At 45.4% G+C, this 15,559-nt stretch carries 13 protein-coding genes; 6 read left to right on the top strand and 7 right to left on the bottom strand.

Translation table 11 applies throughout. The features are described 5' to 3' along the window. Nucleotides 1-608: 608 nt before the first annotated feature. Nucleotides 609-1,490, top strand: a complete 882-nt coding sequence (gene pgeF / locus JGK11_RS11995) for a peptidoglycan editing factor PgeF (protein ID WP_293184835.1) — start codon at nt 609-611, stop codon at nt 1,488-1,490. Nucleotides 1,491-1,671: 181 nt separating this feature from the next. After that, complete coding sequence (locus JGK11_RS11990) at nt 1,672-2,283, top strand: CPP1-like family protein (protein WP_293211796.1); 612 nt, start codon at nt 1,672-1,674, stop codon at nt 2,281-2,283. 283 nt (nt 2,284-2,566) lie between these two features. Here JGK11_RS11990 and JGK11_RS11985 read toward each other — a convergent pair whose 3' ends face one another. Beyond that, nucleotides 2,567-3,244 carry an HAD family hydrolase gene (locus JGK11_RS11985; protein ID WP_293184838.1) on the bottom strand — a complete coding sequence of 226 codons (678 nt, stop codon included), beginning with the start codon at nt 3,242-3,244 and terminating at the stop codon, nt 2,567-2,569. Between the two features lie 617 nt (nt 3,245-3,861). On the opposite strand from JGK11_RS11985, the gene JGK11_RS11980 reads away from it, so the two are divergent. After that, a complete protein-coding gene (locus JGK11_RS11980) occupies nt 3,862-5,991 on the top strand; it encodes a diguanylate cyclase (RefSeq protein ID WP_293207597.1) in 2,130 nt (709 codons plus the stop codon). Further along, nucleotides 5,972-6,505 (top strand): GNAT family N-acetyltransferase, encoded by a 534-nt coding sequence (locus JGK11_RS11975; RefSeq protein ID WP_293207599.1) that lies wholly within the window; start codon nt 5,972-5,974, stop codon nt 6,503-6,505. The genes JGK11_RS11980 and JGK11_RS11975 overlap by 20 nt, the downstream gene beginning before the upstream one ends. Nucleotides 6,506-6,525: 20 nt before the next feature. Here JGK11_RS11975 and hppD read toward each other — a convergent pair whose 3' ends face one another. Beyond that, complete coding sequence (gene hppD, locus JGK11_RS11970; RefSeq protein WP_293211794.1) at nt 6,526-7,587, bottom strand: 4-hydroxyphenylpyruvate dioxygenase; 1,062 nt, start codon at nt 7,585-7,587, stop codon at nt 6,526-6,528. Between the two features lie 645 nt (nt 7,588-8,232). Next, the gene (locus tag JGK11_RS11965; RefSeq protein ID WP_293184845.1) at nt 8,233-8,940 is read right to left on the bottom strand and encodes an SDR family oxidoreductase; all 708 of its coding nucleotides are present in this window, start codon (nt 8,938-8,940) and stop codon (nt 8,233-8,235) included. 31 nt (nt 8,941-8,971) lie between these two features. Here JGK11_RS11965 and JGK11_RS11960 point away from each other — a divergent pair, with 31 nt between their 5' ends. Continuing rightward, a complete protein-coding gene (locus tag JGK11_RS11960) occupies nt 8,972-9,163 on the top strand; it encodes a hypothetical protein (protein WP_293211792.1) in 192 nt (63 codons plus the stop codon). 28 nt (nt 9,164-9,191) lie between these two features. Here JGK11_RS11960 and JGK11_RS11955 read toward each other — a convergent pair whose 3' ends face one another. Both JGK11_RS11955 and JGK11_RS11950 read right to left on the bottom strand, forming a co-directional pair. Beyond that, the gene (locus JGK11_RS11955) at nt 9,192-10,601 is read right to left on the bottom strand and encodes an NYN domain-containing protein (RefSeq protein WP_293184847.1); all 1,410 of its coding nucleotides are present in this window, start codon (nt 10,599-10,601) and stop codon (nt 9,192-9,194) included. Between the two features lie 42 nt (nt 10,602-10,643). Further along, entirely contained in the window at nt 10,644-11,915 is a 1,272-nt protein-coding gene (locus JGK11_RS11950) for an APC family permease (RefSeq protein WP_293192730.1), read from the bottom strand. Between the two features lie 353 nt (nt 11,916-12,268). Here JGK11_RS11950 and JGK11_RS11945 point away from each other — a divergent pair, with 353 nt between their 5' ends. After that, nucleotides 12,269-13,015: a glycosyltransferase family 25 protein gene (locus JGK11_RS11945; RefSeq protein WP_293186060.1), complete on the top strand. Its 747-nt coding sequence runs from the start codon at nt 12,269-12,271 to the stop codon at nt 13,013-13,015. A 444-nt stretch (nt 13,016-13,459) separates the two neighbouring features. On the opposite strand, the gene pstB is transcribed toward JGK11_RS11945, so the two are convergent. Beyond that, the gene (gene pstB / locus JGK11_RS11940; RefSeq protein ID WP_293186062.1) at nt 13,460-14,311 is read right to left on the bottom strand and encodes a phosphate ABC transporter ATP-binding protein PstB; all 852 of its coding nucleotides are present in this window, start codon (nt 14,309-14,311) and stop codon (nt 13,460-13,462) included. Between the two features lie 267 nt (nt 14,312-14,578). Next, a complete protein-coding gene (gene pstA, locus JGK11_RS11935; protein WP_293186063.1) occupies nt 14,579-15,559 on the bottom strand; it encodes a phosphate ABC transporter permease PstA in 981 nt (326 codons plus the stop codon).

Here is a 15,559-nt window from a genome sequence, read left to right as displayed (position 1 = left end):
AGGAGGAATCTTAGTCTAAAGTTTTGGGCTGCTGGCGACAGGAGTCGGAAAGCAAGTATCTGTTTTTTGGCATGGTCTGGATCGAAGTGTATGGCAATCCTTATCTTTATACAGACTTAACTGATTTTACCAGAAGTAATTGGTTGAAAGCCGGAACCCTGCTCGGGAGAAATGAAAATCAGACTATTCATTACTCCAATCCTCTTTCTTCTAGGTAGAGGTCGCTCTCAAACTGTCAACTGTCAACTGTCAACTGTCAACTATTGAACGGGCTTAAGGCAATTTTTTTTCCCGTCGAACAGCTCGAATGCTGCGTCGATTCGCGATCGATACCCTGGTTTTTCCGCTCCCAATCATTGCACTGCCAACTAGCCTGTGACGGCCACATTGATAATAGCGCTTTGGCGTTCGTGTCTGTGAATTAAGCTCCCCCATCTCCCCCATCTCCCCATCTCCCCATCTCCCCATCTCCCCATCTCCCCATCTCCCCATCTCCCCATCTCCCCATCTTTCCCAATTTTTGCCGATCGCCCATTTAAACTAAGTAGCAAAATTGTTAATTGTCTAAAATACAAAGGAAATGACTCACTTGGGGAAGGATAAGTTTCATGGCTTTAGCTGGCGATCGCTTGACAAATTTTCCTGACTCTGAACGTACCGGACAACCTGACGGTATTAGCTGGCAGTGGCAGCAGAGTGCCGAAGGCTTGCCCTATCTGACTTGCAGCTTGCTCGACCGATGGTCTCACGGCTTTTTTACTCGCGATTTCTCGCCGCGCGGCCCGATCGATCTCACGGAAGTTTTAGCACCAGGATCTCCCGTTTACCGTCTCCAACAGGTACACGGCAATGTCGTACTCAAAACCGATCTATTGCCCCCAGTTGTGGCTCTAGACCCGGAAACAGCTACCCCCACCTATGCCCAGGCCGATGGCTTGGTAGCATCGCGAGATTTTGAGGCGCTGTGGGTTTGCTCGGCTGACTGCGTACCGGCGCTAATTGCTGATAGCGGCACGGGACTCGCGGCCGCCGTTCACGCTGGTTGGCGCGGGACTGCTGCTAAGATATTACCAGAGGCGATCGCTCAACTTGTGGCACAAGGCAGTCAATTAGAAAATCTGAAGATTGCTCTCGGGCCGGCGATCGGTGGAGAGGTTTACCAGGTATCTGTGGAAGTGGCAGCCCAATTGGGAGCCACGATTACTCCTCAGAATGCAGTTGGTGCAACAGCCGACGGCATTCTGGAATTTTTACACCAACTACCCGAATCACCTGTGTTGACCGATCCAGAACCGGGAAAGGTACGGTTGGATGTTCGCCTCTGCAATGCTCTGCAATTGCAGCAGTTGGGAATTAATTCTTCTCAAGTGGCGATCGCTCCTTTCTGTACTTATTCTGACTCGGCTCGCTTTTTTTCCTACCGCCGCGATCGACTAAAAAAAATCCAGTGGTCGGGAATTGTCAGCACATCTAACACAAGTTCCTGCTAAAAGCATTCGGCACAAGGTAAAATTTAAGATTGCCGGCTTAAAAAATCACAATCTAAATAACAATCTTTGGATTGACAAATTTTTATTTCGGAATGCCGAATGCCTTCTACCTTCTAGCCTCGTTTCGTTGCAGCCCTCTCAGGTCTCAAGACGCTGAGTTTTCCGCATACCAAAAAGTTTTATGAGTGAGCAAACTCCCTATCAACTGCTTGAAGTCGATGAAGATGCTTCCTTTGATGAAGTGCAAGAGGCCCGCACCCGTCTAGCCGAGCAGCACAGCGGCGACAAGAAACGTTTGGAATCGATCGAAGTTGCTTACGACGCGATCCTCATGGATCGCCTCCGCCAGCGACAGGAAGGGAAAATAAAAGTACCCGAACGCATCCGCTTTCCCGAACGAGTGGCTCCCCCACCCGCCAGCTTTACTCCATCTGCTCCGTCCGGCAGCCCAGCTTGGTTGCAGCGCCTGATCGATACTCCTAGTCGAGCCGATATTTTGTGGCCGGCTGGAGTTTATGTGGGATTGGGCGGACTGAGTATTTATCCAGCGGCTAACGATTCTTTACTACAGTTGACTCTGGCTCTTGGGGTCGGCTCTTGTCTTTATTTTCTTAATCGCAAGGAACAAAAATTTGGTCGGGCTGTGCTGCTGACTGTGGCTGGCTTGGTTATAGGCTTGGTGCTGGGAGGTCTTATGAGCCCTTTGCTCAGTACGGCATTTATCACAACAGAGAAATTTATCGCTTTGTTTACGTTTTTAATTCTTTGGCTGGTCAGCAGTTTTCTGCGATAGTCGGTTGTCAGTTGACAGTTGACAATTGGCAGTTGACAGTTGGCAGTTGTTAATTATTGTTATTGGTTAATTGTTATTGGTTGGTTCGTAGCTCTTAGGTGTTAGTAGTTAGTTGATTGTTACCAATTACCAATTACCAATTACCAATTACCAATTACCAATTACCAATTACCAATTACCAATTACCAATTACCAATTACCAATTACTAATTAACAATAACTAATGACTATTGACTGTTGACTAATGATTGATAACTGTTGACAACTGACAACTGACTAATAACTATCCTAAAATAATCTCAACAGCTTCGCTCAAATTGTTAGCAATTAAATCCGGTTGGTGCATTTCTAGTTGGGTGCGATCGCGAATGCCGCACAAAACACCAATTACCTTGACACCGTGAGTTTTTGCTGCTATAATATCCGCCTCCGTATCCCCCACCATCCAAAGCTCAGAAGCAGGCGGCAGTTCGGCGAGAGCTTTTGCCATCAGCAGGGGCTTATCTTTGACATCCCCGGTTTTGACATAATCGTTGGGGAGGCAATAGCGACGGTTTTCTGGGAAAAAATGCCCTAAATTGCAGCGGTTGAAAGCCTCGTCTAGTTCCCTGACGCGACGCATAGTCATCACCGCCAAGTCTATTCCAGCGCGCTGCACCTTTTCCAGGGTTTCCACGGCTCCAGGGGCTGGTTTATCGTAAATCAGGAACGGCAGCGTGTGGACAGTTTGACGCCGTTTCTGGGCAAATTCGAGGGCTTGGGCTGCGTCTAATCCTGAGAGAATGCCGATTTCGGTTTCGGGAACCCGCGCCCGCTTCATGTCCCAAAACTCGGCTTTTGGGAGTTCGTGCACTGTTTGGCCCTCACGCTGAGTCTCGGCCAGACACTGCTGGTAAACTCCGTAATAGCGATCGGACACGTCCATAATCGGGCCGTCAAAGTCGGTGATAAGTCTCAGCATTGAGCAGAGTATTTTGAAAATTTTATACAAATTGTTAGAGATTATATCACTTTAATGTCACAGATCCTTTACAAAACTTGACACAAATACCCAGGGGAGGTAGTGTCTATAGGAATGGTGCTAATTAAAGGCAATAGTTTAATTCAACTGTGCCAATCATCAACTGTAGCGGTTGTAACAAATATTATCAGGGAGCATCTCAGTTTTGATTTTGTAGTGCTGTCCCCGCTCGCTTGCTGTTAAAACAAAGCGAGCTCTTAAGCTCTCACTACAACAAAAAAAAGCTTTTTGCCAAAATGAGATGCTCCCTATTATCAGGGAATCTACAATTTAAAATTTGCTGTACAAATACGGCCAACCGCTAGGTATTGTTAATAAATCCAAACCTCAATAGAGGCTGATTTTGACTGCGCTTGCTCACAAAAAAGTTGGTCTAAGTAATAATTTTAAATAAAAAAAAGCTTGGAGAATCCCAAATTTATTGTGTCGATAAATTAGCCAGCGAGAATAGTTGCTGGCATCCAGCAGAATCAAAATTTCTATGAGAAATAGCAAGCACCAAAACAACAACTAATTTTATCTGCTAACCCTAGAGTCTGATGGTTTATAATAACGAGATGCTTCCCAAATTAAGTTTACAGATTAGCTCCCAAAACATTAACAATCTGCTTGACAAATTGTTATCCTTGCGTCGCATTGAATACCTTGCAGTCGATCGGGAACTGAAGATTCAAGAAACATCCTTGAACGTACAAGATTTTGCCCAAATTCCTGATGAATTGGAACAAGGCAAAGATGTGCGCGATAGTTTTCCCGAACTGATCGGAATTGAAGAACTGCTAGACGATATTCTAGAACAACGACAGCCAAGTTTCCAATTAAAATCTGTTACCAGAGTTTTAAATGATGGCTCTTATTTTTATCTAGATTTGTATATTTTTGGTCAGAAAGAGCAGCTCAATCCTGAGAGATTAATTATTTTCTGCGAAGATGTAACAGACACTGCTGCTCTTCAGCAAAGTATGGTTCAAGCAGCCAACGAAAACAGTATTAAAGTCGATTACTTGGCTAACGCTCGCGACTATATTGATAAAATTCTTAACTCCATAAATGATATTTTATTGGTGACAACGCAAGCGGGAGAAATCAAAAAGGTCAATCAATCCACCCAACTATTGTTTGGATATACCGAATCACAATTAATCGGTCAACCAATCTCGATGATTACGGCGGACGAGGAATTATTGCGTCAAGTTAGTCAGCTACCTCTTGAACTAAAAAATGAATCTTGGCATCAAGTAAAAGTAGCTTGTACAACTAAAAAAGGTTCAAAGCTGACAGTTGCATTTTCCTGCTCTACTATTGAGACAAGTATAGAAAGCAAGCACTCAGACAACAAAACTATACAAGATTTTGTCTATGTGGGCAGAGATATCACCGAGCAACAACGGACAAAAAAGCGTCAAGCAGCACAATATGCAGTAGCTCGCATCATGTCAGAATCTGGTTCTTTAGAGAGCGCCACTCCGAAAATTATGCAAGCTATTTGTGAAAGTTTGGGGTGGGATATCGGTGAACTTTGGACGCCTGTGGATGAAAAACATACTAAGTTTGATGCCGAAGATACGCACGATCGAATACCATTTTTGTTTGCTGCACCAGATAGTAACGTTGAAGATATTCTCCCTTTTTTGCTTCGAGTGGGAGTTTGGCGGCGGGGAAGTGAAGTTGGGGAGTTTGTGGAAAATTGCCAGCAGATTACCCTAGAGCCTGGTACGGGTTTACCGGGAATAGTGTGGAACACCGGTTATCCGCAATGGATTACGGATCTTCTTAAGGATGGCAATTTTATGCGATCGCACTTAGCTGCTAAAGCAGGATTGCGATCGGCCTTCGGTTTCCCAATTCGTGCTAGCGGTCAAGTTGTAGGGGTAATGACTTTTTTCTGCCGGGAAAAACAGCCGTCGGATGAAGACTTACTGCAAATGATGGCGGCAATAGGTTCCCAATTAGGACAGTTTGTCAAGCGCAAATATGCGGAGCAAGAATTGCAAGAAGCCGAAGCTTCCATCCGGTTTTTGTACGAGCAAGAAAAACAGCAAAGTGAAAAATTGGCTCAGCAAAATGTAGCATTAGAACAGGCTAAATTAGAATTAGAATCTGCTAATCAGGCATTGCACAGACTCGCATCTGTGGACGGCTTGACTCAGATTGCTAACCGTCGCTGTTTTGACAAAACATTGCAATCAGAATGGCAGCGGATGACTAGAGAGAAACAGCCAGTGTCTTTAATTTTGATCGATTTAGATTTTTTTAAGCTTTACAACGATCGCTACGGGCATCAAGGAGGCGATGAATGTCTCAAAAAAGTTGCTGAAATTTTAGACAGAAACGCTCACCGGGGAGGTGATTTAGCGGCTCGCTACGGTGGGGAAGAATTTGCAGTAATTTTGTCCGGGACTGATGCTAAGGGAGCAATGCGGGTAGCTGAATCAATTCGCAGCGATTTGAATGCTATGGCAATTCCCCACGAAGCTTCAAAGGTAAGTGAGTCTGTGACGGCGAGTATGGGCGCAGCTAGTGCTGTGCCCGCTGCTGAACAATCTTTGGAGTGGTTGATTGGGGAGGCCGATCGCGCGCTGTATCGAGCTAAACTAGAAGGGCGCGATCGTATTGTTTGCGTAGATTCTCAAATACGATGCCTGGGCGAGAAAGGAGTTTTTTCTGATGATTGTGAGAGAAGCTAAAATCGCTGATGCACCTGCAATTGCACAGGTTAATCTCGACACTTGGCGGACAGCTTACCGAAACATCATACCGGCAGATTACCTCGCCAAGCTGTCCTATGAAAAACGAGAAAACAATTGGCAAGAAATCCTGTCAAACGTCAAAAATACTGGCGATTATGTCTGCGTTGCTGAAAATAACTCGGGACAAGTTGTAGGTTTTGCTGCCGGCGGTTGCGAGCGCACGGGCAAATATGTTTATCGAGGAGAATTATTTGCCATCTATATTTTGGAGGAATATCAGCGTCAAGGAATTGGGCGACAACTCGTGCGATCGGTTGCCACAAAATTGGCTGAATTAGGATTGAATTCGATGCTCGTTTGGGTACTCGGAGACAATTCAGCCTGCAAGTTTTATGAAAATTTAGGAGGAAAAAAAGTGGAGGAACAACAGACAAGCAGAGCCGGAACTGCACTCAAAGAAATTGCTTACGGGTGGACGGATATTGCACTGCTGCTCGACAAGGCTGCATGAACTCAAAAGTGGAAGTTTTATCAATTATCGATCAAGCTTCCCCGCTTCATTTGTTCCCGTTCAATTGCCTCAAACAAAGCTCTAAAATTACCCGCCCCAAAACCTCCAGCTTGCACCAGTTTGTCATTAACTAAAGTAACTCGACGCTCAATAATCTCGAAAAAGAAAGTCGGTTCGGCAAAAATTGGCTGGGTAAAGATTTGCAGCAGCATCGCAGCGGGAGTATCTTCTTGCCAATCTGCCAAAACTTCGGAAGCTGCAATTGCTTGCCAATCTGCGGGCAAATAGTTTTGCCGCCGCCGCAATTGCGAGTAATATGTTGGAGGAACTGGCAAAAAAGGCAAACCGCGCGATCGCAAATCGGCAACAACCTGCACAATGCGATCCGTTTGCAAAGCCATGTGCTGAATTCCCGGCCCTCGATTTGCACTCAAAAACTCTTGAATTTGAGAATTAGATGATGCCGGTTCATTAATCGGGAATTGCACCCCACCTTCAGCGTGTACCATAACTTGGCTTCGCAAAGCAGACTTCTCAGTCTGAATATCAAAATTTTGCTGCGGCTCAAAACCTAATATTTTTTGATACCAACTAACCGCACTTGACAAATCGCCAGATTCAACATTTAACACTACATGATCGATCAGAGTCAACAGTGGCGGCCCAGAAGAAGCACGCAGCAGTGAATTCTCGCCAATTCGCTCAACAAGCGTGTGGCTTAAATCTCCCCAGCCAGAGATTTGTGCGAGTTTAAAACCGCCTCCTGCCTTTAGATCTTCTTGAATCGGTTTCAGGATTTTAGCACCTGCCACCTGCGCTCTAGCGATCGCTAATTCGATATTTTTAACCCGAAAGCCCACATCGGCAATCCCCGGAGGATGAAACTCCAACCAAGTAGCAGCGGGACTAGCGGGTGTCAGAGGCGAAGATAAAACAAAACATATATTGCCGCTGCTGACAACCTCAGTGCGAGTGTCGCTGTTGGCATAACCTGCTATTGATTGAAAGCCTAAGTGGCTGACAAACCAGTCGCGGGATACTCGAGCATTTTCAACGTAAAACTGAATGCGGTCAAACTCCATAATCAATAATTGAAAATGGAACGTGAAAAGTTGAAAATCGGCTGATTTTCACGGTTAAATGGCAAGGGAGAGACTGAGAAATGGAGATTTTTCATTGTTTTTTTGTCTAATCGCTTAATAATAACCCAAAAATTGAATATCTTAGCTCCCTCTGAAGGCAGAAATACATCGGCACTTAAAAGAAAGACGGTGTTTGGGATGACTTTGACAGTTGACAGTTGACAGTTGACCTGGGACAGTACGAGCGATCGCTTGCGATATTGTAGGGTGCGTCAGCGATTAGTCTAATTTTCAGGTGGGGAACCAGAAGTGACTGACGCACCCTACTACTTCATTCAGTTGACAGTTGACAGTTGACAGTTGACCTGGGACAGCCAGAGGGCAACCTCTACATGAAAGTCTGAAGATTGGAGTAATGAATCCTCTAATTTTAATTTTTACGCCAAACCCAGAGGCTTTCAACCAATTATTTCTGGTAAATCGTCTGTGGGATACTAGAAGGAATCAGCCATGAGATTTACTCCACAGATAAATCTCGAAGATTGAACTTTTTTCTAAAATCTGGGAAGTATCGAGTTGGGTAAATCAGTGCTATGAAAGCACCATACAAACTCATTTTTCGCGTGTGGAACACCAAACAAATTACTAAAAGAACAAATGACTTTCTGGCTGAATATTAATTTCTAGTGGCACAGCTTGCGGGTCAGAAGCAAGAGCAAACATAATTGCATTGGCAGCGGTTTCGGTACTCAGCATTTTTGACCTATCTACCTTCAAACTCACATTATCCCAAAACGGAGAATCCACCCCACCAAAATAGAATAGCGTAAACTTAATGCCGTAGCGTCGCAGCTCATCTGCCATGCACTTGCTAAAACCAACTACCCCAAACTTTGAAGCACAATAGGCCGTTCCCATCGCCATCGAATGCTTGCCCAAAATCCCGATGACATTGCAGATGTGACCGGATTTGCGGTCTTTCATCACATTTGCGGCTGCTTGAGATGTGTAAAAACTGCCTTTCAAGTTCAAGTCAAGCATCGCATCTAAATCAGCGGGTTCTAACTTGTTCCACTGCTTGAGAATTCCCGCACCGGCAGCGTTTACGAGGGCATCAATTTGCCCGAAATGCCCCGCAGCTTTCTGCATCAGCGTCTCGACTTGCGACAAATCGGTGATATCTGTCGGTACACACAGTACCTCTGTTGTCGAAATTTCGCTGGCTAAAGCGTCTAATTTGGTGCTGTCTCTGGCGGCGAGCACTAGCGTCGCACCCGCGTCGGCGAGTTTTCGGGCTACTGCTGAACCGATGCCGCCAGTCGCACCCACCACAACTACAACTTTGTCCTGCATATCCCTTTACATTTCTTTACGTCCAGATTGTATGATAACTCAAGTTATGGGAATTGGGCGAAGCGAAGCGGAGGGATGGGGAATGGGGCATGGGGCATGGGGCATGGGGAATTGGCAATTGGCAATTGGCAATTGGGAATTGGGAATTGGGAATTGGGAATTGGGAATGGGGAATTGGGAATGGGGAATTGGGAATTGGCAATTGGGCATGGAAAACAAATAACAAATAACCAATAACCAATAACCAATAATTAATTTAGGGAAACTTGCCAACCTTTTTCGGTTTTTTTTAATTCGAGAGAAGTGCAGGATTGTAAAAATTTAGGAAACTTTCTACCGAGATTAAACTCTTTAATTATTTGGGTGATTTGTTTGCCGTATTGTTTGTGAAATTCGCTGCCAACATTTGAGAGAAATACAGAATTGTGAGGAGAGTTGTCGGTTAAGTCGCCAACTATTTTGACCAGAGCTTTTTCCAAATCTTCTAAGGAATTGATATCTGTCAAACTTGCTGATGCTGCTTGGTTGTGATTGAGATTTTCTTTGTTGAGTATTGGGGGTGGGGGCGATAATTTAACTTCAAAAAGAGTGACATAAGTTTGAGATGCTTCTGAGGGTTTGTGGAGAACGAAATCTGTGGGATATTTGAGAAATATATCCCTAGTTTTAGTACCTAAGGAATGATTGGCAACAACTTGATTGAGGACTAAGCCGTAATTTTCCCGATACAAAGCTGAAAGTGTAGAAATTTTTATCCACTGAGATGAGGTACGTTGTTGCTCTTTTTTAATTAATTCTTTTAGCTGAATAACTAATTGTTCTACAGGTGTAATTTCCGGTACTGTTACGAGGGAATAGGTTTCCATTTGTCCGGTTTTGCTGTTTAAAATTATGATTTTATCTATTTGCTTGCGGACTTGAAAGACGGTTAGTCCGTGGGCTTGCAGTGTGTTGCTGAGGTGGGTGAGGGCGCGATCGGACGAACAGACAAAAATCTCCTTGGCTGTGGGATAATGTACGAAAATTGAGGCGCCTACTGTTGCCATTTTCAAGTCGGCGCTGTCTTTGCCGGGGGGAACGTGAATCAGTTGATAGCCGCGCTGGTGAAATTCGGCATCTTTTTTGCCCATGCTGCGCCAGTTGGCAAAGGCTACTTTGATTTGGATGGGATAGTGAGAAATTCCTTCGAGGAATTTTTCGGTTTCGATGTTGAGTTGCAAGTTTTCGACATCTAGCAGCAAGATAGCAATGCCGACAGGAAGCGAATTTGTTTGGTGGGCGGTGGGAGTTGGAGGTTTTGCTGAAACTGAGTTTTGTGATTGGGCTGGTGGTGTTTGGGGTACGGCTAGCTGCTGAATTTTGGCAAATAATTTGCTGAATTGAGGTGAATTGATGAATTCGGGAACCAGCAGAATTTGGAGATATTTTTTTGCCGTCAGCAGCAGCAAATCTGTATCGCTGGCTACTTTAAAATTTTTTGTTAATTTTCCAATCAAAACTGACTGAAAAGCAGGTTTGGCCCAGGGGGTTTTCCTGTATTTTTCAGCTATCCATTCGGGATGCTTTTCCTGGATGGATATTAGTGTTTGAGCGATATAACGACTGATGGCGCTGACTGCGACTGATTCTTGAGTCGCCAGTAAGGGAGTTCGATCGGGCATGGCCCTCTACAATGCGGGATGGTGTCTCAATCTATCATAGTGTTAGTTTCTCGCTAGGAGCCGGACGATCGCCCGCCAAATTAAACCGGCGATAATTAAACCCAAGCCTGTCAACCAAATTTGCCTCTCCACCCAGAAAGCTAGAAACAGACATGAAGCCAAGCCCACCCAAGCCAACCATTGCGGGTAAAGCCTTTCGGCGGGGGACAGTTGTAGCGCGGCTGCGTTGGTGATAGCGTAGTAGATCAAAACGCTAAAGGCACTGAACGACCAAGTGGTTTTGACATCGCCGATGAGGATTAAAAGTGCGATCGTAATTTCGACAACCACGACAGCCACATAGGGAGTTGTCCCCGCAGGATTGAGACGCGCCAGGACTCTCGGCATATCCAACCGTCGCCCCATCGCCAGCCACACGCGCGACAAGCCTAAAATTAAGTTCAACAAGACTCCTAGCATGGCAGTAATGGCGCCGACGGCTAGCAGTTGGGAAACTCCGGGAATTGGAAAACTGCGGGCGATGACTTCCAAGGGTGCAGCAGTGGTTGCTGCTTGCAGGGACAATTTATCGGCTCCCCCCGCACCTGCAACAACTACCGCTACCGCCACGTAAAGCACCATTGTCAGCACTAAACTGAAAATTATGGCTTTGGGAATGGTTTTGCTCGGTTCCCGCACTTCCTCGCCCATGGTGGCGATGCGACCGTAACCGGTGTAGGCGACAAACATCAGGGCCGTGGCGTGGAGGATGGAGCCGATCGCGCTATCGTTCTGTAGCGTCGGCATTTCCCACCTGACCTCTGGCAAACCCGCAGCAATAAAGACAGTCAGAGATAAAAGTGTAACTGAGACTATGGCAGTATTCGCGATATTCGATCGCCTGATGCCGGTCAAGACAATTAAAGTTAGGGCGGCCAGGGCAATTAATGCCGTTAGGATGAGATAAGTGCGATCGGCTACACCAAGTGCACTTAAAAAATACCCCGCAAAACCCAAAGCAGCAGTAGCAGCCGAAGCCGTTTTAGCTACAAGAAACATCCAGCCGGCAGTAAAACCCAGCCAAGGATTGAGATATTTGTAACCATATTCATAAGTACCGCCGCTAACAGGATGATTCGCCGCCAACTGAGCGCTGTTAAGACCATTGCAAACAGCAACTAAAGCAGCAACAGTCACAGCCCAAATCACTCCCGGCCCCGCAATTTCCGTAGCTATCCCGATACTCACAAATACTCCCGTGCCCACAATCGAGCCGAGGCCCATGAGAGTTGCACCGAAAACACCTAATTCTCGCTTTAACAGAGAGGGAGACATAATTACACTAGGGTTAGTTTAATACAAATATGTGCCTGGAGACACCATCATGCTTATTGTTCAGGACTTTCCTGCGGGGTTCGGAAACCGAGTTTCTTTCTGGATAGCTCGTTACCAAACTTAATAGTTATCTGTAAGCCTTGCGAACAATTTGGGTGGCTGCAAAACTTTTAAACGTCCTAATTCTTGGTATAAAATAGCTCATCATTCCAGCATTGTCGTGGTGATTTTACTTGGGAATCATGTAGGAAATCACCGTTGATCGCTTGTGGTGAACAAGATATTTTGTACTTAGCGTTTAGGATATGTAAAGATGTCCGACATCATAGTAACGGTTAACAGAATCATAATTTATGAAACTGACGGATTTTTTTGAACGGACTTACGTGGTGAATTTGCCAGAGCGCCAGGATCGCCGCCGTGACATTACCAAGGAACTTGCCAATGTGGGGATTTCCTTGGCAACTAATAGTGTTGAGATTTTCCCAGCGAGTCGTCCAGAGACGGCGGGTGAATTCCCTAGTATCGGAGCGTGGGGCTGCTTCCTGAGCCACTTGAGCATTTTGAAACACGCCAGACAGCAAAACTTGTCCAACGTTTTGGTCATGGAAGATGATTTAGCAATTTCTCCAACCCTAATCGCTCAGCAATCGGCGTTAATCGAACAACTGCAAGGGCAGGATTGGGGGATGGTCTACTTGGGGCATTATTTGACGGATAGTAATTTACCCAAGGTAGATCCGAATGGGCGATCGTCCGAAGCAGCAGTGCTGTTAAAACCATACACTCGGGCGATTCAAACCACCCATTTCTATGGTGTAAACGGACAAATTCTCGATCGGCTGATAGCTTTTCTAGAACAAGTGCAACAGCGTCCCAGCGGACATCCCGATGGCGGGCCCATGCACGTAGACGGCGCCTATTCGACCTTCCGTGCCCAAAACCCAGATATCACGACGCTGATTGCAGAACCAAATTTAGGCTGGCAACGCAGTTCTCGCAGCGACATCAATGCGAGTGCCTGGTATGACTACGTACCCTTAGTCCGCGATGTGGCAAATGCCGCCCGTGGCGCTAAGGTTTGGTTGTCCAACAAGTAAATGGAGGTTTGAAAATCTAATTAAATTGCTCGACCAAGCTGGCCATTGGTTACTGTTGTCTTGGAGTAGCGAGGAGAAGTGAGAGCTTCAATAACATCAATTGTAGCTATTTACAGCTAGTTGAATATCCGCACAAGTACCGAGAAACCTGTTGTTTTTCGGGAGTGCTTCCAGAATAGGGGTATACTGCATCTCACTTTTGCAAAAAGTATTTTTTCTTTTAGTGTGAGTTCGCAAATGCTTGCCAGATAATAAAAGCAAGCGAAAAATTGCGAACTCGCACTATAAAATGCAAAACGGAAGCATCTCAGTTTTGCATTTATTATAGTGCTGTCCCCGCTCGCGTATTTTACACTACGCGAGCGGGGACAGCACTATAATAAAAAATGCTTTTTACAAAAATGAGATGCTCCCATCCAAAACAGAGATGCTCCAATTTAAGTATCAACCGAAGCGACCTTGAATGTAATCCCTCGTACTAGAATTACTGGCAGAAGTGAAAATCCGGCTTGTCGGCCCAAATTCCACCAAGCGGCCGATGCGACTTTCATCAGTATTAAAGAAAGCCGTATAATCAGAAACCCGAGCCGCCTGCTGCATATTGTGCGTTACAATCACCACAGTTAACTGTTCCCGCAGAGTTTGAAACAACTCCTCAATCTTCATAGTAGAAATCGGATCGAGAGCAGAACAAGGCTCATCCATCAGTAAAATTTTCGGTTTAACAGCCAAAGCGCGAGCAATACAAAGTCGCTGTTGCTGTCCGCCCGAAATTCCCTGAGCCGACTTCTTCAAATTATCTTTCACCTCATCCCAAAGCGCCGCACTTTTCAGGGCAGATTCCACAATTTCGTCTAACTCTGCTTTGCTTTTTCGACCAAAAATGCGGACTCCGTAAGCAATGTTATCGTAAATGCTCAGCGGAAAAGGATTCGGTCTTTGAAACACCATGCCAATTTGGCGGCGCAAACTATTAATATTTACCTTAGGACTGTAAATATCCTGTCCAAAAAACTCAACCCTGCCTTTGATTTGAACTTTTCCCTCCAATTCGCCGATGCGGTTGAGAGCTTTCAGAAAAGTTGATTTGCCACAACCTGAAGGGCCGATAATCGCCGTCACTTGCGGGTGAGGGATATTCATCGATAGATTTTCGAGAACTTTGTGAGTGCCGTAGTAAAAGCTCAAGTCCTGAACCCGCAATGCTGGCATAGCATTGGGGTCGATTTCAGGAGTCGTATCTTCGAGGAATTGGTCGCTATATTTTTCAGCTTTTAAGTTACTTTTGGATTTCATTATTTGGAGTTTTTCTAGTGTGAGCAGTAGATTTTTAGTAGATGCAGAATATGGCCTGATGGCTTTATTTAGTTAGGTGTTCTATCTATGCACTTGTTTCGTAAATCACGGATATATTGATACATAAACCGCAGATTTAAGGCAGATAAACAGAGATAAACGCAGATATTTTGAAGAGAGGAAAGAGAATGAATGCAATCTTGTCTAACATTAATCCGTTAAATACATTACATCCCATACGGTTGCCGAACTTCCTTCTCAAGCAATTTACCGATTTTGCAAGCGTTTGCGAGTGACGGCACGAGAAGCTAAGCTGGTGAGCAAAACCATACCCAAAAGGACAGAAGCAGCAGTCCACGCCAATTCGTTCTGCTCCTTGTAAGGAGAGCTGGCGTAACTGTATATTAATACAGACATAGAAGGAGTCGGAGTTAGCAGTGTCTCGGGAATTTCTTGGATTTTTGCCATGGTTTCTGCGCCGACGGGAGACTGAACTATCTCGCCCAATTTCTCAACTAAAGGAGGCCAAAATTGGCTGGACAAGGCAGTTACGATTAGCGGTGCAGTTTCGCCGGCGGCGCGGGAAGCTGCGAGTAAAATGCCTGTGGTAATAGTTGGAAGTGCTGAGGGAATAATAATCCGAAACATTGTTTGAAAGCGTCCGCCTCCCAAACCAGCAGAAGCGAGGCGGTAAGAAGCAGGCACTAATTTTAATGCTTGTTCTGTTGTCAGCGCTACAACCGGCAGCATGATAATCCCCAGCGCGAAACCGCCGGCCAATCCTGAGAATGACTTAGTTGTCACAACAATTAAAGCGTAAGCAAACACGCCGACAACAATTGAGGGAACGCTACTTAGAATGACGGTGATAAAGCGGATAGTATTTGCTATAGCTTTATTGTCTCTGCCAAACTCTGACAGAAATATTCCGGTCATTACGCCGATTGGCACGCTCAATAATGTGGCAATTCCTACCATTAATGCTGTGCCGAGAATCGCATTGGCAAAGCCGTTGGGCTGGTCTTCAACTCCGACGGGTGCGGGTAGAGACACTAGCACTTCCCAACTCAAATGTGTCAGTCCCTCGCCCAAGATTTTGTACAAAATAGCGAACAAAGGCAGCAGAGCCAGACCTGTGAGAGAGAATGCTATAACTGTCATTCCCCGGCTGAACAAATTTCGGCTCAGCGACAGCGAATTGTTGATTTCTACATCTAGAATATTGTGGGACTTTTGTGTTTGAGTCAT

The sequence above is a fragment of the Microcoleus sp. PH2017_34_RAT_O_A genome (genome assembly GCF_020737885.1).
In the GTDB taxonomy this organism is placed as follows: Bacteria; Cyanobacteriota; Cyanobacteriia; order Cyanobacteriales; family Microcoleaceae; genus Microcoleus.
This window is presented reverse-complemented; position numbering and strand designations above follow the sequence as displayed.